This is a genomic window from Streptomyces sp. HUAS MG91, assembly GCF_040529335.1.
In the GTDB taxonomy this organism is placed as follows: domain Bacteria; phylum Actinomycetota; class Actinomycetes; order Streptomycetales; family Streptomycetaceae; genus Streptomyces; species Streptomyces tabacisoli.
Genome location: NZ_CP159534.1, coordinates 6282034 through 6300604, shown reverse-complemented (window position 1 = coordinate 6300604; position 18571 = coordinate 6282034). Strand labels below are relative to the sequence as shown.

At 71.4% G+C, this 18571-nt stretch carries 16 protein-coding genes; 9 read left to right on the top strand and 7 right to left on the bottom strand.

Annotated elements, in window-relative coordinates:
* Positions 1-30: 30 nt before the first annotated feature.
* Together ABII15_RS28675 and lhgO are read right to left on the bottom strand one after the other, a co-directional pair.
* Positions 31-1815 carry an ABC transporter ATP-binding protein gene (locus ABII15_RS28675; RefSeq protein ID WP_353947233.1) on the bottom strand — a complete coding sequence of 595 codons (1785 nt, stop codon included), beginning with the start codon at positions 1813-1815 and terminating at the stop codon, positions 31-33.
* A gap of 395 nt (positions 1816-2210) precedes the next feature.
* Positions 2211-3410: an L-2-hydroxyglutarate oxidase gene (lhgO, locus tag ABII15_RS28670; protein WP_353947232.1), complete on the bottom strand. Its 1200-nt coding sequence runs from the start codon at positions 3408-3410 to the stop codon at positions 2211-2213.
* Positions 3411-3804: 394 nt separating this feature from the next.
* Between lhgO and ABII15_RS28665 the strand changes: the two genes are divergently transcribed.
* On the top strand, positions 3805-4812 hold the full coding sequence (locus ABII15_RS28665) for a TAXI family TRAP transporter solute-binding subunit (RefSeq protein ID WP_353945145.1): 1008 nt from the start codon (positions 3805-3807) through the stop codon (positions 4810-4812).
* Positions 4813-4950: 138 nt separating this feature from the next.
* Here ABII15_RS28665 and ABII15_RS28660 read toward each other — a convergent pair whose 3' ends face one another.
* Both ABII15_RS28660 and ABII15_RS28655 read right to left on the bottom strand, forming a co-directional pair.
* Positions 4951-6381, bottom strand: a complete 1431-nt coding sequence (locus tag ABII15_RS28660; protein ID WP_353945144.1) for a HAMP domain-containing sensor histidine kinase — start codon at positions 6379-6381, stop codon at positions 4951-4953.
* A 15-nt stretch (positions 6382-6396) separates the two neighbouring features.
* A complete protein-coding gene (locus ABII15_RS28655; RefSeq protein WP_353945143.1) occupies positions 6397-7083 on the bottom strand; it encodes a response regulator transcription factor in 687 nt (228 codons plus the stop codon).
* A 274-nt stretch (positions 7084-7357) separates the two neighbouring features.
* On the opposite strand from ABII15_RS28655, the gene ABII15_RS28650 reads away from it, so the two are divergent.
* From ABII15_RS28650 to ABII15_RS28615, 8 genes are all read left to right on the top strand, one after another.
* Positions 7358-8137, top strand: coding sequence for an amino acid ABC transporter ATP-binding protein (locus ABII15_RS28650; RefSeq protein ID WP_353945142.1), 780 nt, complete (start codon positions 7358-7360; stop codon positions 8135-8137).
* A gap of 92 nt (positions 8138-8229) precedes the next feature.
* Positions 8230-9153 (top strand): glutamate ABC transporter substrate-binding protein, encoded by a 924-nt coding sequence (locus ABII15_RS28645; RefSeq protein ID WP_353945141.1) that lies wholly within the window; start codon positions 8230-8232, stop codon positions 9151-9153.
* A gap of 110 nt (positions 9154-9263) precedes the next feature.
* A complete protein-coding gene (locus ABII15_RS28640; RefSeq protein WP_353945140.1) occupies positions 9264-9911 on the top strand; it encodes an amino acid ABC transporter permease in 648 nt (215 codons plus the stop codon).
* The gene (locus ABII15_RS28635; protein WP_353945139.1) at positions 9908-10846 is read left to right on the top strand and encodes an amino acid ABC transporter permease; all 939 of its coding nucleotides are present in this window, start codon (positions 9908-9910) and stop codon (positions 10844-10846) included. The genes ABII15_RS28640 and ABII15_RS28635 overlap by 4 nt, the downstream gene beginning before the upstream one ends.
* Positions 10847-11044: 198 nt before the next feature.
* Positions 11045-12682: an FAD-dependent monooxygenase gene (locus ABII15_RS28630; protein WP_353945138.1), complete on the top strand. Its 1638-nt coding sequence runs from the start codon at positions 11045-11047 to the stop codon at positions 12680-12682.
* Positions 12573-12836, top strand: a complete 264-nt coding sequence (locus tag ABII15_RS28625) for a putative leader peptide (RefSeq protein ID WP_353945137.1) — start codon at positions 12573-12575, stop codon at positions 12834-12836. The genes ABII15_RS28630 and ABII15_RS28625 overlap by 110 nt, the downstream gene beginning before the upstream one ends.
* Positions 12837-12924: 88 nt before the next feature.
* On the top strand, positions 12925-13479 hold the full coding sequence (locus ABII15_RS28620; RefSeq protein ID WP_353945136.1) for a cysteine dioxygenase: 555 nt from the start codon (positions 12925-12927) through the stop codon (positions 13477-13479).
* The gene (locus ABII15_RS28615) at positions 13476-13877 is read left to right on the top strand and encodes a rhodanese-like domain-containing protein (RefSeq protein WP_353945135.1); all 402 of its coding nucleotides are present in this window, start codon (positions 13476-13478) and stop codon (positions 13875-13877) included. Before ABII15_RS28620 ends, ABII15_RS28615 begins: the two co-directional genes overlap by 4 nt.
* A gap of 43 nt (positions 13878-13920) precedes the next feature.
* Here the strand turns inward: ABII15_RS28615 and ABII15_RS28610 are convergent, their stop codons facing one another.
* From ABII15_RS28610 to recA, 3 genes are all read right to left on the bottom strand, one after another.
* Complete coding sequence (locus ABII15_RS28610; RefSeq protein WP_353945134.1) at positions 13921-16461, bottom strand: FtsX-like permease family protein; 2541 nt, start codon at positions 16459-16461, stop codon at positions 13921-13923.
* A 141-nt stretch (positions 16462-16602) separates the two neighbouring features.
* Complete coding sequence (gene recX, locus ABII15_RS28605; protein WP_353945133.1) at positions 16603-17379, bottom strand: recombination regulator RecX; 777 nt, start codon at positions 17377-17379, stop codon at positions 16603-16605.
* 3 nt (positions 17380-17382) lie between these two features.
* A complete protein-coding gene (gene recA / locus ABII15_RS28600; RefSeq protein WP_353945132.1) occupies positions 17383-18498 on the bottom strand; it encodes a recombinase RecA in 1116 nt (371 codons plus the stop codon).
* Between the last annotated feature and the right edge of the window lie 73 nt (positions 18499-18571).

Below are 18571 nucleotides of genomic sequence, written 5' to 3'. Positions count from 1 at the left end.
CCCGTCGCCGAGCCCGCCCGGGCCCCCGCCTCACGGCTTGACCTCGGCGCCCTCCGCCATCTCGGACTCGCTGCCGTCGACGAGGAAGCCGCCCGACTGGTGCAGCCAGAGCTTGGCGTAGGTGCCCCGGGCGGCGAGGAGGTCGTGGTGCGTGCCCTGCTCGACGACGCGGCCGCGGTCCAGGACGACGAGGCGGTCCATGCCCGCGACGGTGCTCAGGCGGTGGGCCACCACCAGGGCGGTGCGGCCCTCCATGAGGCGCCACAGGGCCTCCTGCACGAGCCGTTCGCTCTCGGAGTCCAGGGCGCTCGTCGCCTCGTCGAGGAGGAGCACCGGGGCGTCGCGCAGGATGGCGCGGGCCAGGGCCACGCGCTGGCGCTGTCCGCCGGAGAGCTTGACGCCGCGCTCGCCGACCAGGGTGCCGAAGCCGTCCGGCAGGGTGTCGGCGAACTCCGTGACGTGGGCGGCCTCGGCCGCGCGGCGGATCTCCGCGTCGGTGGCGTCGGGGCGGGCGAAGGCGATGTTGTCGCGCAGGCTGCGGTGGAACATGGCGGGGGTCTGGGGCACGTACGCGATCAGCTCGCGCAGGTCCCGCTGGCGCAGCCGGCTGATGTCCTGGCCGCCGAGTCGGATCCGGCCGCCCTGGATGTCGGACATGCGCAGGAGCAGCCGGGTCAGGGTCGTCTTGCCGCCGCCGGACCGGCCGACGAAGCCGATCTTGGCGCCGCCGGGCACCTCCAGGTCCAGGCCGTCGAAGAGCCGGGGCGCGCCCGCGTGGGCGAAGGTCACCTTCTCGAAGCGGACGTCGGTGCGGGCGGGGTGCGCGGGCCGGGGCGCGGGCGGGTCGAGGACGGTCGCGGGCACCATCAGCAGGTCCGTGAACTGGGCAGCCTCGGTCGTCGAGCTCTCCAGGCGGCGGTAGATCTGGTTGAAGTCGAACATGATCCGCGTCGCGTTCGAGAAGTACGTGAACGCCACCACGACGCCCTCGACGCCGTGTCCGCCGCCGAGCGTGACCGCGAGCAGCAGGCCCAGCGCGTTGGTGAGCACGGACAGCGGGGCGACGACCGTGTCGATGCGCAGGTTGCTGTAGTCCCACGACTTGAGCATCCAGCGCTGCGACTCGGCGACCCGGACGCGGTGCTCGGCGGCCTCCCGGTCCTCGGCGGCGAACGCCCGGATCGTCTCCATGTTCGACAGGCTGTCGGCGACATGGCCGGACACCCGGGCGATCGCCGCCTCGCGCGCGTCCACGATCCGCTGCCTGCGGCGGATCAGCGGGGCCACGGTCACCCCGGTGAGGGCGATCATCGCCAGCAGGGCGACGACGAGCCAGGGTTCGTAGGTCCAGAGCACCACCGAGCCGAACATCAGCGGGACCAGGCTTCCGGTCACCTGGAAGACGAGGGTGTCGGCGAACTCCTCGAAACGGACGGCGAAGCTGGAGACCCGCTTGGTCAGCGATCCGGCGAAGTTGTCGTGGAAGAACGTGGCGTCCTTGGCGTACAGCTCGTCCATGCCGTACACGTACAACCGCTCGACGCCCCGGGCGTCCACCCGGTTGAGGCAGTGGATGCCGAGCCGCCACAGCGTCTCGGAGAGCAGCAGGACGCCCGCGAAGGCCGCGACGTACGGCAGCGCGCCCCGGGCCTCGACCGCGCCCTCCCCCGCGAAGCGCCCGACGAGATGGGCGACGACCAGGGGCGCCAGATAGTTGATGCCGATGTTGCCCAGCGCGGGCAGCAGCATCGCCGGAACGGCCAGCCGCCGCTGCCGGACCAACTCGCGGATGTAGATGCGCCAGGCGAGCAGCACCGCGCTGCGGCGCGGTGCCGTGCTCGTTTCTCCGGGCGTCTCCAACTTCCCACCCCCGTCTCGTGGAAGGCCGGACCCGGCCGGTGCGCGGGTCGGCGAAGGGGGAAGTGTCCCGCGGCCGGGACGACGGGGTCCAAGGGTTTTCTGGCTCCTTGTCCGGCTTGTTCCCGCCCCTGGCCCCATTCGGATCCGAGGAACGGAACAGGTGGTCGGCGTCGCCTCGACGATCGGTGGAGGGTGTGCGGTGAGGTCGACGTCAGGCGGGTCGCGGGCCCTTGCGCAGAGCTGGGGGCGCCAGCAGTTCTCGCGCGAAAGGGCGCAGGACAAAGGGGTGTTCGGGGCCGGTCGGGGCGGTTCCGGGCCGCGTCGGGGACGGCGCCCGGAACCGCCCCTGCTCAGGACCCGTCGAAGACCGCGTCCACGATGTGCTCGGCGATCGCCAGGCTGGCCGTCGCTGCGGGCGACGGCGCGTTGCGCACGGCCGTGATCCGGCCGGCCCGCTGCAGCCGGAAGTCGTCGACGAGCGTGCCGTCGCGGTCCAGCGCCTGGGCGCGCACCCCGGCGCCGCCGCGCACGACGTCGTCGACGCCGACCCCGGGGACGTACAGCTTCGCGTCCTTCATGAAGGCGGCCGTGGAGAAGGAGCCCTTGTACTCCTTGATGCCGGTGCGCCAGTGCTTCGCGGCCATGCGCCAGACGCCGGGGTAGGCGGCCAGCCCCACGAGGTCCTTCGGGGAGACGCGGGTGCGGGTGTACCCCTCGCGGGCGAGGGCGAGGACGGCGTTCGGGCCGACCTCGACCGAGCCGTCGACGCGCGGGGTGAAGTGCACGCCGAGGAACGGGTACCGGGGGTCGGGCACCGGGTAGATCAGCCCGCGCACCAGGTCCGCCCGCTCCGGCTTGAGCAGCATGTACTCGCCGCGGAACGGGACGATCCGGGGTTCGGGCCCGCCCCGCGCGAGCCGGGCCACGGAGTCGGAGTGGAGCCCGGCGCACAGCACGAGCCGGTCGACCGTGACCCGCTCCCGCGCGGACGCCACCTCGATGCCGCCGGGGACCTCGGTGAGGCCGGTGACGCGGAAACCGAGCTTCACCTCTCCCCCGGACCGCTCGATGTCCTGGGCGAACGTGCGGGCGATGCCCGGGTAGTCGGTGATCGCGGTGCGCGGGGAGTGCAGGGCCGCGATGCCGCCGGCCTGCGGTTCGAGTTCGGCGATCTCCTCGCGCGAGACCTTGCGCAGCTCGGGTACGTGGTTGTTCCTGGCCCGCTCGTAGAGGGCGTTCATCCGGTCGAGTTCGTCCTCGCGGACGGCCATGACCAGCTTGCCGATCTCGCGGTACGGGAGCCCGTGCTCCTGGCAGTACTCGCGCAGCAGGCCCACGCCCCGTACGGTCAGGTTCGCCTTGAGGCTGCCGGGTGTGTAGTAGATGCCGGCGTGCACGACGCCGGAGTTGTGGCCCGTCTGGTGGTGTGCGACGCCGGGTTCCTTGTCGAACACGACGACGCGGGTACCGGGGCGGCGCAGGGTGATCTCGCGGGCGGTCGCGAGGCCCACGATGCCGGCACCTACGACGCCTATCGTCTCGTCGGCCAACATCCGCCTCCTTTCTGGAAGATGTGCGTATGACGCGCTTGCGTAGTACCTACTACGCGCCGTAATGGATCGCGACCGTCTTGACCCGGTGGAGAGGTGCGGCACCTCGGTGCCCTGCTCCTCGAACGGCGAGTCTCATGGGCGTGGAACCGGCTTCTCGTCCGGTGCACGGTCCTGGTCCGTTGTGTGACGGTGGCCGACCGTACCGTCGGGAAGGGCCCCTCCTCGACCGCGACGGCGCCGTCGTGCCCCACCCCGCTGGTCACCACCGCGTCCACCGCCGGTGAGAACCGGATGCGGGATCACGGACCGAAGGCGGGCAGGTCACCGGGTGTGACAGGCCGCGGACGCTTCCGCCCTGGTCAGCCCCGGCCCCAGCTGGCAGGATCACGGCATGCCGCAGGCCCCTTTCCGGACGTTCCCGCTGACCCGCCGCCGCGCCCTCACCGGCTCCGCGGCGGCGCTCGTGGTGTTCGGGCTGCTGCTGTGGTGGCTGCTGCCGCTGGGCCAGAAGTCACCGTCCGGCGAGGTCACGTTCAGCACGGGCACGCAGAACGGCGTGTACGTGCGCTACGGCAAGCTCCTCGACAAGGCGCTGGCCCACGATCTGCCCCGGCTCGACGTGACGCTCAAGGAGAGCGAGGGCTCGTGGGACAACGTCACCCGGGTCGCCACCGGCCGGGCGGACTTCACCATCGCCGCCGCCGACGCCGTCGCCAAGTACCAGGAGGAGCACCGGCCAGGCGCGGACCGGCTGCGCGGCTGCGCCCGTCTCTACGACGACTACATGCAGCTCGTCGTGCCCCGGGACTCCACCATCGAGAAGGTGGCGGACCTGCGCGGCAAGAAGGTCGCCGTCGGCGGACCGCGCTCCGGGGTGTGGCTGATCGCCGAGAAGGTGCTGGCGGCGGCGGATCTCGACGCCGACAAGGACATCGTGCCGGTCAACCTCGGTATCAGTGGCATGGCCGACGCCCTGAAGTCCGGGAAGATAGACGCGTTCTTCTGGTCGGGCGGTCTGCCCACCAACAACGTGCAGGAGCTGTCCGAGGAGTTCCCGGTCCGGCTGGTCGAGATGGGCAGCCTGCTCGACCGCCTGCGCGCCATGAGCGACGCGTCCGCCCGCTACTACCGCGCGGCCGTGATGCCCGCCGACACCTATCCGGACGCCCAACAGGGCAAGGCCGTCAGCACTTTGGCGGTGGCGAACCTCCTCGTCACGACGGACCGCACCGACCCGGAGCTGACCGAGGCCGTGACCCGTACGGTCATCGACAGCCGCGACTCCATCGGCAACACGGTGCACGCCGCGCAGCTCGTGGACCTGCGCACGGCGGTCTACACGGATCCCCTCGCCCTGCACGAGGGCGCGCGCCGCTACTACCGCTCGGTGAAGCCCTGACCGTCAGGAAGGTGAAGCCCCGGCCGTCAGGAAGGTGAAGCCCTGACCGTCTTGAAGCAGGTGCCCGCCGCACGACGGGCCGGCCCGCGTCACCGGCCTGGATCTCCCTGAACCCGCCGTCTCCCGGCCTCGCCGAACTCAGGTGTGCCCCGGCTCGCTCCCCGGCGCCGTCCGGGGCACCCGCAGGGTGACCTTCAGGCCGTGCGGCTCGTGCGGGGCGTAGGAGATCGAGCCGCCGCCCGCGGTCAGCAGGGCGCGGGAGATCGACAGGCCGAGGCCCGAGCCCTTGATGTTCTGGTGACGGCCGCTGCGCCAGAAGCGGTCGCCGATGCGGGACAGCTCCTCCTCGCGCAGGCCGGGACCGCCGTCGGCGACCTCGACGGCGGTACTGCTGCCGTTCGCGGTGACGCTGACCCGGACCTTCTCGCCCCGCGGGGTGAATTTCAGGGCGTTGTCGACCACGGCGTCCAGGGCGCTGGACAGGGCGACCGGATCGGCCCAACCGGTCGCGGCGGGGCAGTCCGCGACGAGCCGCACCCCCTTGCCCTGCGCGGTCAGCCGCCATGCCTCGACGCGCTCGGCCGCCAGTTCACCGATGTCGGTGAGCTGGAGGTCGGCGGCCGCGTGCTCGGCGAGCGCCAGGTCCAGCAGGTCGTCGAGGACCCGGGCCAGGCGCTTGCCCTCGGCCTGTACGGACGCGATCTCCTCGTTCCCCTCCGGCAGTTCGTAGGACAGCACCTCGATACGGAGCATCAGCGCGGCGAGCGGATTGCGCAGCTGGTGCGAGGCGTCGGCGACGAAAGCGCGCTGCTGCTCCAGCACGTCCTCGACGTTGTCCGCCATCTCGTTGAACGACCGGGCCAGGCGCCTGAGTTCCGGCGGGCCGCCGGCGGCCGCGACCCGTGATTTCAGCCGTCCCGTGGCGATGTCGTGCGTGGTCGCGTCGAGGACGCGTACGGGCCGCAGGACCCAGCCCGTCAGGCGCAGCGCGGCGCCCACGGCGAGCAGCATCGCGGCCACCTCGCCCAGCGCGATGACGGCCCAGCCGCGGACCGTCTTGGCCCGCATCGTGGCGGTGGGCGAGTCCGTGACGACGACGGCGACGACATCGCCGTCGCGGATGACGGGCGAGGCGACGACGATGCGCCCATGGCTCTGCCACGGCCACACCTGCGGCGGATCGTGGCTCCCGCGCGAGTAGAGCGCTTCCTCGAAGGCGGCCCGCAGCTGACCGCTGGGCGGCACCCGGAACGCGGCGGGCGCGCGCCCCATGGGATGCACGTCCAGGTCGCGGTAGAAGACACCGGCTCTTATGCCGTAGACGTCGTAGTAGCGGGCGAGTTCCTTCTGCAGGGTCTGCCGCCGCTCGTCGTTCTCCGTCTCGCCGCTGCCCTCGGAGCGGGTGGTGACGAACTGGGCGAGGGAGGCGAACCGGGCGGTGTCGTCGATGCGGTCCACGACGACCTTCTGCTGCTGCGCGGAGGCCAGGCTCACCGCGAGCGGGAAGCCGAGCGCGAGCAGGACGCCCGCCATGAGGACGATGAGCAGCGGAAGCAGCCGTGCGCGCACCCGGGGCCCTGTCCGCTACGCGGCCGGCGCGACGAGCCGGTACCCGACGCCGCGCACGGTCTCGATGAGGGCCGGCATGCGCAGCTTGGAGCGCAGGGACGCCACATGCACCTCCAGCGTCCGTCCGGTCCCCTCCCAACTGGTCTGCCACACCTCGGAGATGATCTGCTCGCGGCGGAAGACGACACCCGGCCGCTGCGCGAGCAGCGCCAGCAGGTCGAACTCCTTGCGGGTGAGCTGGACCGCGGCCCCGTCCACCGTCACCTGCCGCGTGGGCAGATCGATGGCGACGCCGCCGAACCGCACCTCGTGGCCGACGGACACCGCGGCCTCCTCCGGCACGCTGCGCCGGCTGACGGCGTGGATCCGCGCGAGCAGCTCCCCGGTGTCGTAGGGCTTCACCACATAGTCGTCCGCGCCGAGGTTGAGCCCGTGGATGCGGGACCGTACGTCCGCGCGCGCGGTCACCATGATCACCGGCGTCGACGTCCGCCTGCGGATCTTGCCGCACACCTCGTACCCGTCCTGGTCCGGCAGCCCCAGGTCGAGGAGGACGACTCCGAAGGCGTCGGCCTCCGGGACGAGCGCCTTCAGCGCCTCCTCGCCGTTGCGCGCGTGGTGCAGCTCGAAGCCGTGCCGGGACAGAACCGCCGACAGGGCCGCTGCCACATGATCGTCGTCCTCGACGAGCAGCAGTCTCATTCCGGCCCCCTTAGGTTCATCGTCCGTCGGCCCGCGCGATTCCGTACCGCGCGATGCTCAAGGCATCCACGCCGATATATAAGGACGGCGTCAAGGGACTTCTGGTTACGTCCGTGTTCCGTTATGCACCCGGTACGCGGACCCGAGCCCTCTTCACACATAGTGTCCGGTTGCGGCCGGATCGTTATCCTCAATTTCCCCTCAGATGTAATGACGCTGGTCGTACGGGGTTACTACTGTCCTCCGCAACCGAGGAGGATGGAGCAAGACCCCGATGACCGAAGTTTCGGTGACCAAGGACGCCACTCCCCCCGCGGGCGACGCGCTGGTCGCGCTGAGCCAAGTCAACAAGCACTTCGGCTCGCTGCACGTGCTCCAGGACATCGACCTGACCATCGCGCGAGGCGAGGTCGTGGTCGTCATCGGACCGTCGGGGTCCGGTAAGTCCACGCTGTGCCGCACGATCAACCGCCTGGAGACCATCGATTCCGGCGCCATCTCGATCGACGGCAAGCCGCTGCCCCAGGAGGGCAAGGAGCTGGCCAAGCTGCGCGCGGACGTGGGCATGGTCTTCCAGTCCTTCAACCTCTTCGCGCACAAGACGGTGCTGGAGAACGTGACGCTGGGGCAGATCAAGGTCCGCAAGGTGTCCAAGAGCCAGGCCGAGGAGAAGGCCCGCACGCTCCTCGACCGGGTCGGCGTCGGAGCGCAGGCGGACAAGTACCCCGCGCAGCTCTCCGGCGGCCAGCAGCAGCGTGTCGCCATCGCACGGGCGTTGGCGATGGACCCCAAGGTGATGCTCTTCGACGAGCCGACGTCGGCGCTCGACCCGGAGATGATCAACGAGGTCCTCGAAGTGATGCAGCAACTCGCCCGGGACGGCATGACCATGGTCGTGGTCACGCACGAGATGGGCTTCGCCCGCTCGGCAGCGAACCGCGTCGTCTTCATGGCGGACGGCCGCATCGTCGAGGAGGCCGTCCCCGACCAGTTCTTCAGCAATCCGCGCAGTGATCGGGCCAAGGACTTCCTGTCGAAGATCCTTCACCACTAGACACGCGCCGCACACGCGCCCTCAAGTGAGGTCCCGCGCGCGCGTGTTGTGATTTCCGACTGCCGATTCTGCCGACACGAAGGATGTTCACCATGAAGCTCCGCAAGTCCGCCGCGATCGCCGCCACGGTCGCCGCCCTCGCCCTGACCGCCACCGCCTGTGGCGGCGAGTCCGGCAACGCCGGTGACAAGCCGGCCGGCTCCTCCGGCGGCAAGAACCAGCCGAAGCTGCCCACCTACAAGGTCGCCTCGAACGTCAGCGTCGACTCGGCGACCCTGAAGAAGGCCCAGAAGGCCGGCAAGCTCGTCATCGGCGCCAAGAACGACCAGCCGTACCTCGGCTTCGAGGACACCGACGGCAAGCGGTCCGGCTTCGACATCGAGATCGCCAAGATGGTCGCCGCCGACCTCGGTTTCAAGCCGTCGCAGATCGAGTTCAAGACGGTCGACTCGAACGTCCGTGAGACCACCATCTCCAAGGGCGAGGTCGACCTCTACGTCGGCACGTACACGATCAACGACGAGCGCAAGAAGCAGGTCGGCTTCGCCGGCCCGTACTTCAAGGCGGGCGCCGACCTCCTGGTCCGCACGGCGGACGCGAAGAAGATCACCGGCACCGACTCGATCAAGGGCAAGACGGTCTGCTCCATCAAGGGCTCGACCCCGCTGCAGGAGATCAAGAAGCCCAAGTACGGCGCGAGGACCATCGAGCTGTCGAAGTACTCCGAGTGCGTCCAGCAGCTGCTGAACAACGAGGTCGACGCCGTCACCACCGACGACGCCATCCTCAAGGGGTACGCGGCCCAGCGTCCGACCAAGCTGCACGTCGTCGGCAAGCCCTTCACCGAGGAGCCCTACGGCGTCGGCATGAACAAGGACGACAAGGCGCTGCGCGACGCGGTGAACAACGCCCTCGAGGCGCACGAGAAGAACGGCGACTACAAGAAGGCGTACGACGCGACGCTCGGCCTGTCCAACTCCGCATACACCGAGCCGCCGGCCCTCGAGCGCTACTGATCGCCCTCTTCAGTCCCTGAGGAGCAGGTCCGTGCCACGGGCACACCCCAGCGGTGTGCCCGTGGCACGACACCAGTCGCCCGTCCGCCGCCGCCCACGAGGACATCCCCGTGAACGTATTGCTCGACTATCTCCCGGAGTTCCGCGAGGGGTTCATAGGCACCGTCCTGCTGACCCTGGCCAGCGGAGTTCTGGCGATGGTGCTCGGCGTTCTCATCGCCGGGTTCCGTGTCTCCCCCGTCCCCCCACTGCGTCTGTTCGGCACCGCGTGGGTCACGCTGTTCCGCAACACACCGCTGACGCTGCTCTTCCTCATCGTCTGGTTCGTCATCCCGCCGCTGTTCGGGCTGAGCATCAGCCCGTGGACCAAGGCGCTGCTCGCGCTCGGCTGCTACACGTCGGCGTTCGTCTGTGAGGCCGTGCGGTCGGGCATCAACACGGTGCCGCTGGGCCAGGCCGAGGCCGCCCGGTCGATCGGCATGACCTTCTCGCAGACCCTGCGCATGATCATCCTGCCGCAGGCCACCCGCACCGTGCTGCCGCCGCTCAGCTCGATCTTCATCGCGCTGACCAAGAACTCCGCCATCGCGGGCGCGTTCAGCGTCGCCGAGCTCTTCGGCGTGCAGAAGCTGCTGAGCGACAAGGGCTACGCGGCCGGCCTGATCTTCGTCTGGGTGGCTCTCGGCTACCTGATCATCACCTTCGCCATCAGCGGTCTGTTCCGGCTGCTCGAGCGCCGCATGGGGGTCGCACGATGAGTGGTTCGAGCGTCCTGTACGACGCGCCCGGCCCCAAGGCCCAGGTGCGCAACTGGATCTACACGATCGTCGGCTCCCTCGTGGTGCTCGGTCTGATCGCGTTCACGCTCTACCGGATGAACGTGACGGGCCAGCTGAAGCCCGAGGTCTGGAACATCTTCAACAACGCGGGCGTGCGCGCCAACATCCGCGACGGCGTGCTCACCACCCTGAAGGTGTTCGCCGTCGCCGGAGTGCTCTCCCTGCTGCTCGGCCTGCTGCTCGCGGTCGCCCGGCTCTCCGAGCACAAGCCGGTCAGCTGGTTCGCCACCGGCTTCATCGAGCTGTTCCGCGCCATCCCGCTGCTGATCACCATCTACGCCTTGTGGGTGCTTTTCCTCACCTACAAGGACAGCCTCGGGACGATCGGCGAGAACGCCGCCTTCTGGGCGCTCGTCATCGGCCTGACCGTCTACAACGGCTGTGTCCAGGCCGAGGTCATCCGGGCCGGCATCAACGCCGTACCGCGCGGCCAGGTGGAAGCGGCGTACGCGCTGGGGCTGCGCAAGTCCCAGGTGATGACGATGCTGCTGCTCCCGCAGGCCGTCCGCGCGATGCTGCCGACGATGATCAGCCAGCTCGTGGTGACCCTGAAGGACACCTCGCTCGGCTACATCATCACCTACAGCGAGCTGCTGTTCGCCGCCCGCACCATGGCCAACAACATCATCGTCAACGGTGAGAACCCGATCACCGCGGTGGTCATCGTGGTCGGCGCGATCTACATCGCGATGTGCCTGGCCCTGTCCGGCCTCGCCAACTGGATCGAGCGGCGCGGCCGGCGCACCCCGAAGGGCGTGGCGGTCGCCCCGGCCGCCGAGCCCATCGTCGAGATGTCGGAGATCCAGCAGACTCTGAGCAGGAACACGGGCAACGGTACGAACAACGGGGTCTGACGGATCTTCATCGACCGTTGAGGTATCACGGAGGCAGTGGCGTCGGCGCCACTGCCTCCGTCACTTGACGCAAGCACCGGCAATGGGTTGCATACGCTCTGTGAACGCGCACCCCGCTCCAACTGCCCCTTCCTGTATGTTCAGTACTTCGCCCGCGCCCTGCTGCGCGGCGCCGCACGGGGCAGGAGGGGCCGCGCCGTGGATCCGGTGATCGTCGTCGGCGCGGGCCCGGTGGGTCTCACGCTGTCCCTGGCTCTCGCCCGTCACGGCGTCCCGTCCGTGGTCCTCGACGAGGGCCCCGGCAAGGACGAACCGCGTCCCGCCCGCACGGTCGTCCTGCGCGAGGACACCGCCGCGCTCGCCGAGCGGCTGTCCGGCGCCTCCTTCGACGCACTGGGCTCGCGCTGGACCGGCTGGCGCTCACTGCGCCGCAAACAGGAGATGCGGGTCCTCACCTTCGGTGGGCCGGAGGACTCCCTGCCCGCCCCGCTGCACATCGCCCAGCACGACCTGACCGGCGCCCTGCGCGCCGCCGTCGCCCGGGAACGCCTCGTCAAGCTCTCCGCCGACAGCCGCCTGGACTCGGTCGAGGAGGACAGGGACGGGCTGACGGCGCACACCCGCGGCCCCAAGGGCACCTGGTGGCGCGGCAGTTATCTGGTCGGCTGCGACGGCCCCCGGTCGACCGTGCGCAAGCTCCTCGACATCCGCTTCCCCGGCCGCACGGCCGTCGAACGGCACGCGGTCGCCGCCCTGCGCACGGAACTTCCCTGGCCCGGTCAGGCGTTGCTCCATCGCAACCCTCCGTGGCGGACGTCGGGCCCGTCCGGCGCGGAGGTCGTCGGCCGCCCGCTGGCCGACGGCGTCTGGCGGCTTGACTGGCTGCTGCCGCCGCGCAGCGATCTGGTCACCCCCGACGTGCTGGTGACCCGCATCCGGGAGACCCTCGCGGGCTGGTGCGGCGGCTCCACACCCCCGTACGAACTCCTTGACACGGGCGTGCACACCGTGCACCACCGCCTCGCCCGGCGCTGGCGCGTCGGCCGCGCCTTCCTCGCCGGGGACTCCGCGCACCTGCTCGGCGCGCTCGGCACCCAGGGCCTGGACGAGGGCCTGCGCGACGCCGACAACCTCGCCTGGAAACTGGCCCTGGCCTGGCACGACGACCGCCGCCCCGCGTCCGACGCCCTCCTCGACAGCTACCAGACGGAGCGGCGGGCCGCCGTCGCGGGCCGACTGCGCGCCGCCGACCAGGCGCTGCCGATGCTGCGCGGTGGCGGCGGACTGCGCTCGTACGTGCCCGGATCCGCCCGCGGCCACGACGCGCTGCTCACGGAGGGGCACCTGGGATACGGCCCGCTGGGCGCGCCCGGGGCGTACGCCGACTCCCCGCTCACGCCACCGCGCGCCGAGTCGCAGGTGGAGGTGGGCACGGCGCCCGGGGCCCCGGCAGCCGATGTGCGGGTGACGGCACCCGACGGATCGTTCGTCAATCTGCGCGACCGGTTCGGTCTCGGTCCGCTGCTCGTGGTCCTGGTGGCACCCGGAACCGGCGTATGGGACCGCAAGCACTGGATGTCGGCGGGGCTCATGCCCCGGCTCGCGGCCGCCGTCTCCGCCCTCCCCCACGAGGCCGAACTCCTCGTCGCGGAGAGCTATCCGGACGCCCCCGCCCACACGGTGCTGCTGATCCGGCCCGACGGGCATCTCGTCACCGCGCTGAGCGGTGTGCGCCCGGCGGAGCTGTACGACGCGGCGCGGACGGCGCTCGGCGGCCCGGAACCGTCCGTGGAGGAGCCCGCGGCGACGGCGTCGGAGGTCAGCGGCGCGTCGTGAGCTTCGCGCGCCCCGTGAACAAGAGTTGACCGGCCCCTACCGCCATGGTGTACTCCGGAACGTGACGACGATCGACACGCATGTGCGCCTGTGGCGGAGGGTCCATATGGACCTCGTCCGCTATGCGGGCTGCGTGTGTCGCCCGTCCTGCTGAATTCGCCTTCTTCCTTCTCGCGCCCCACCGCCTCCCGGCCGTCGTCGGGCCGGTGGCGTGCGGTCTTCGCGAACCCAGGACGGTTTTCATGTCTGTACCCACGTCTGTGCCCGCATCGGTACCCGCTGCCTCCGCCGCGCCCTCGGTCGCGGCGCCCACCCAGGCCGACCTCTTCGACTTCGTCCGCCGCACCGCCGCGGACCAGGACCTCATCGCCTCCCTGCCGCTCGACCCCGAAGGCCGTACGTGGGTGCGGCTCGAAGGCCCCGGCGGCAGCGAGGCCTGGCTGATCGGCTGGCCGCCCGGGACGGGCACCGGCTGGCACGACCACGCCGATTCGGTCGGCGCCTTCCTGACCGCGTCCGGCGCGCTGACGGAGAACTCGCTCGCCGCCCGCCTGCCCACCGACGGCTGGAAGACCCTGGAGCTCTCCGAAGGCTTCGACAGGGAACGCCGGTTGGCGAAGGGCCAGGGCCGCGCCTTCGGCCGCCACCACGTCCACGAGGTCCTGAACGAGTCCACCACCGAGCACGCCGTCTCGGTGCACGCCTACTACCCGCCGCTCCCGCGGATCCGGCGCTACAGCCGCACCGGCCCGCTGCTGCGCCTGGAGACGGTGGAGCGCCCGGAGGACTGGCAGTGAGCGCCGCGGACCGCCCGGTGGGCATCGACGAACTGCTGGAGCGCGTACGGTCCGGCCTCGACCGGGTCGAGGCACGGGACGCGTACGCGGCGGCGACGGCGGGCGAGGCACTGCTCGTCGACATCCGGTACGCGGCTCTGCGCGACCGCGACGGACTGATTCCCGGGGCCCTCGTGGTCGAGCGCAACGAACTGGAGTGGCGTCTCGACCCGCAGGGCAGCCACCGTGCCCCCGAGGCGACCGGCCACGACCTGCGGGTCGTGGTGGTCTGCAACGAGGGCTACGCGTCGAGCCTCGCGGCCGCCTCCTTGCGGCAGTTGGGGCTGCACCGGGCGACGGATCTGGTGGGCGGGTTCCAGGCGTGGCGCGCGGCCGGGCTTCCGGTCTCCGCGGACTGACCCCGGTCCCTCCTCGGCCCCGACCGTGGCGACGGCCGCGGAATCACTCCTTCGCCGTCGCCACGGTCACCGGCCGGACCCGCAGGGCCGCCCGGCCCGGCAGCGCCGTCGCCGTGAGCGCGAGGACGGCGGCGGCCCCGACCACGGTGACGTACGTCAGCGGCAGGACGGCCGGGGCCGCCGTGCCGGTCATGCCGAGGCTGAAGGCGCTGAGCACGGCGGCCGCGATCCCGCTGCCGAGGCCCACTCCCATGAGGACGACGGTCAGCGCCTCGACCCGCAGCATGCGCAGCACCTGGCGCCGCGTCGCCCCCGCGAGCCGGAGCAGGGCGAACTCGCGGATCCGCTCGGACACCGACATCGCGAGGGTGTTGACGACGGCGATGGCGGTGAAGGCGAGGACCAGTGCCATCGCGATGATGTTGACCTCGGCGTCGGCCTGCTGCCGTTCGGCCCGGAGCCCGTCGGCAGCCCTCGGCGAGAGCACGCGGACGCCCGGGAACTCTCGCAGGGCTGTGGTGAGTTGTTCCTGTGAGCGGGTGGTGGAGACGAGCACGGAGGAGGCGAGCGGATTGTCGACGTGGCGCGAGAGCAGATCGTGGGCGACGGTCAGATCGCCGAAGCCGAGACCCCGCGCGTAGACGGCGGCGACGGTCAGGGTGACGGGTGTGCCGTCCCCGAGCGTCAGTTTCAGGGTGCTGCCGGGCTTCACCCGCTGCTGATCGGCGGCGAGTTCACTGACGGCGACCGAGCGCGCCCCGAAGCGCTCCAGCGATCCGGCGGTGACGCCCGGGTCCCAGGTCCGGGTGAGGCCGGCCGGGTTGAGGCCCTGCACCGGGTACTTGTCTAGGCCGACCCGGACGGTGGAGCGGACGACCTCGGCGGCGGTGGTCCCCGGATCCCGGCGCAGCTCGCGCACGGCCGCCGCCGGGACGCCGGGCCCCTGCGCGGTGACCACCTGGTCGGCGCGGACCCCGGCCCGTGTCTGAGCGAGGGCGGCGTCGCCCAGGGTGGGCTGGACGAACAGGACGGTGCAGGTCATGCCGGTGAGGAGGGTGAGCGGGGTGACGACGGCGGCCATCCGCGCCGCGTGCCCCTTCAGGTTCGCCGTGGCGAGCCGGGCCGCGGGGCCGATCGTCCGCAGCGGCCGGCCCAGGACGGCGGTGGTCGCCCGGACCAGCAGCGGGCCGAGCAGGGAGACGGCGACGGCGAGCACGACGACGGACAGGAACGTCACCGGCGTCGAGGCGGCCTCGGTGCGCAGCCCGGCCAGGACGACGACGAGCACGGTGCCGCCGGCGAGGGCGACGAGCCCGGCGGCGGTCCGGAGCACGGCGGGCCGCGTCGGTGCGCCGCCCGCTTCGGAGAGGGCGGCGGCGGGCCTGATCCGGCCGATGCGCCGGGCGGCGACGCGGGTGGCGGCCCAGGCGCCGAAGAGGGTCGCGGCGAGCCCGGCGGCGACCGGGAAGAAGCTGGCGGTGCGCTCCAGCGTGGGCGGTACGGAGCCGAGTTCGACGAAGCGCCCGTACAGCCATCCGCCGAGCGGCAGCCCGGCGAGTGAGCCGACGGCCCCGGCGGCGGCGCCGACGACCAGCGCCTCGCATCCGAGCAACCGGCGGATCTGCCGTGGGGTGGCGGCGATGGCACGCAGCAGGGCCAGCTCGCGATGGCGCTGCTGGACGGAGAGGGCGAAGGTGCCGACGACGACGAGCACGGCGACGAGCAGGGAGGTGCCGCCCATGGCCCCGCCCATGCTGACGAGCTTCACGCGCGCGGCGGACGCGTCGAGGAACTCGACCGGTCCGCGCTCCGCTCCGGCGGTGACCCGCGCGGTCGTCCCGTCGAGCGCTTCGGCGACGGCCTTCTTCAACTCGCCGACGTCCCGGCCCGGTTCGGGCACGACGCCGATCGCCGTCACCCGGCCGGGGTGCGCGGCGAGCCGCTCGGCCTCGGCGGTGGAGAAGAACAACGACGTCTGGTGGGTGACCGTACTGCCCGCGCCGGGTTCGGCGATCCCCGTCACCCGGTACGTACGGGGATCCTGAGTGGACTGCACCGTGAGCCGGCCGCCGACCGTGAGACGGGCGCGGTCGGCGAGATCGCGGTCCACGACGATGTCGCCGGCGGACCTTGGTGCGCTGCCGGCGGCCAGCGTGTAGGGCGTCAGGGCGGCGGAGTCCCAGGCATGACCGTGGGCGGGCCGGTCGGGATCGGCGGCGCCTGCCGCCAGCGGCTCGGCGAGGAAGGTGAGTTCGGGCACGGCCCGGCGCACGCCGGGTACCGCCCGCACCTTGCGCACGATGTCCCGGGACAGCCAGGCCCGCTCGGCGAGGGGCTTGGCCTTGTGCTTGACCTTCGTCTTGCCCTTCTTGTGCTTGACGACGGTCCGGTGCACGCTCTGGTCGGCGGAGACCAGCACCGGGGCGGCTCCGTAGCGCTCGGTGCGCACGGTGCCGCGCAGGCCCGTCTCCAGCAGGGTGCCGCAGGCGGTGACGAGGGCGGCGGCGCACATCAGGGCGAGAAAGGCCCCCAGGAACCCGCCCTTTCGATCGCGTACGGTCTGCAGTGCGTAGCGCAGCATCATGGCGTCCCCCGGTGAACCGTGTGCGGCTTCAAGGTCATGCGCCCACGATGGCCCGCGCACGACACCCCGCGCACTGCGGCGTCCAGGCGTCTCGGGGTGGGGTAAACCCCACCCGCCCCGGAGCCGCCGCTCGGCCCGCCGCTACTCCGCGAACCCCAAGTCCTCGGTCTCCTCCCCCTCTTCCTCCAGCGCCTGCCGGACCACCCGGAGCGCCATGCCCTCGGGATAGCCCTTGCGCGCGAGCATCCCCGCGAGCCGGCGCAGCCGTTTGTCGCGGTCGAGGCCGCGTGTGGAGCGGAGCTTGCGGGCGACGAGGTCGCGCGCCGTCTCCTCCTCCTGATCGGAGTCGAGCTGCCCCACCGCTTCGTCGATCACCGTGGAGTCCACCCCCTTGGTGCGCAGCTCACGCGCGAGTGCCCGGCGCGCCAGACCGCGCCCGTGGTGCCGGGACTCGACCCAGGCATCGGCGAAGGCACTGTCGTTGATCAGCCCGACCTCCTCGAACCGGGACAGCACCTCCTCGGCCACGTCGTCCGGGATCTCCCGCTTGCGCAGTGCGTCGGCGAGCTGCTTGCGCGTGCGCGGGGTCCCGGTGAGCAGACGCAGGCAGATGTTCCGCGCCCGCTCCGCCGGGTCCCCCGACGACTCCCCCCGCTCGGCCCTCGACGAGTCGGAGGGGCCGTCGTCCGGTGCGGCGCCGGACGGATCCCCGAATCCGCCCCTGCGCCGGCGCCCGCGCGGTCCGGCCCCGCCGCGCGAACGTCCGCCACGGCGCGGCCCGTCCACCGCGCCGTCCCCCGCTTCCACGTCGTGACCGGCCTCACCGTCCACGGCATCGTCGTACGCCCCCGCGCCCGCACGGCCCCGACCGGCGGTGGGGAGGGCGTCGTACTCGGCCCAGTCGGTTCGTCGTGTCACGGATCAGCTCTTGGCCGCCGCGGCCTTGGACTTGGCGGCCTTGGGAGCGGGGACGGTCTTCGCGTCCTCGGCGGGGGCGGCCGCCGCTTCCTCGCCCGGCTCGGCGGCCGGCTCCTCCGCCTTCTTGACGCCGACGCCGAGCTTTTCCTTGATCTTGCGCTCGATCTCGTTGGCCAGGTCGGGGTTGTCCTTCAGGAAGTTGCGCGCGTTCTCCTTGCCCTGGCCGAGCTGGTCGCCCTCGTACGTGTACCAGGCGCCGGCCTTGCGGACGAAGCCGTGCTCCACGCCCATGTCGATCAGGCCGCCCTCGCGGGAGATGCCCTGGCCGTAGAGGATGTCGAACTCGGCCTGCTTGAAGGGCGGCGCGACCTTGTTCTTCACGACCTTGACGCGGGTGCGGTTGCCCACCGCGTCCGTGCCGTCCTTCAGGGTCTCGATGCGGCGGATGTCCATGCGCACCGACGCGTAGAACTTCAGCGCGCGGCCACCGGTCGTGGTCTCCGGCGAGCCGAACATCACGCCGATCTTCTCGCGGAGCTGGTTGATGAAGATCGCGGTGGTCTTGGACTGGTTGAGCGCGCTGGTGATCTTCCGGAGCGCCTGGCTCATCAGACGGGCCTGCAGACCCACGTGCGAGTCGCCCATCTCGCCCTCGATCTCCGCGCGCGGGACGAGCGCGGCGACGGAGTCGATGACGATCAGGTCGAGGGCGCCGGAGCGGACCAGCATGTCGACGATCTCCAGCGCCTGCTCGCCGTTGTCCGGCTGGGACAGGATCAGGTTGTCGATGTCGACGCCGAGCTTCTTGGCGTACTCGGGGTCGAGGGCGTGCTCGGCGTCCACGAAGGCCACCGCGCCGCCCGCCTTCTGGGCATTGGCGACGGCGTGCAGGGTCAGGGTCGTCTTGCCGGAGGACTCCGGGCCGTAGATCTCCACCACGCGGCCGCGCGGGATGCCGCCGACGCCCAGCGCCACGTCGAGCGCGGTCGAGCCGGTCGAGATGACCTCGATGGGCTCGTTGGTCCGCTCGCCCATGCGCATGACCGCGCCCTTGCCGAATTGCCGTTCAATCTGTGCGAGCGCGGCGTCGAGCGCCTTCTCGCGGTCGGTTCCTGCCATGGGTTCCACCCGATTTGCTTGAGTCGATCGCTTCACGTCAAAGACGCTAACGCCTGCCACTGACAATCGGCCT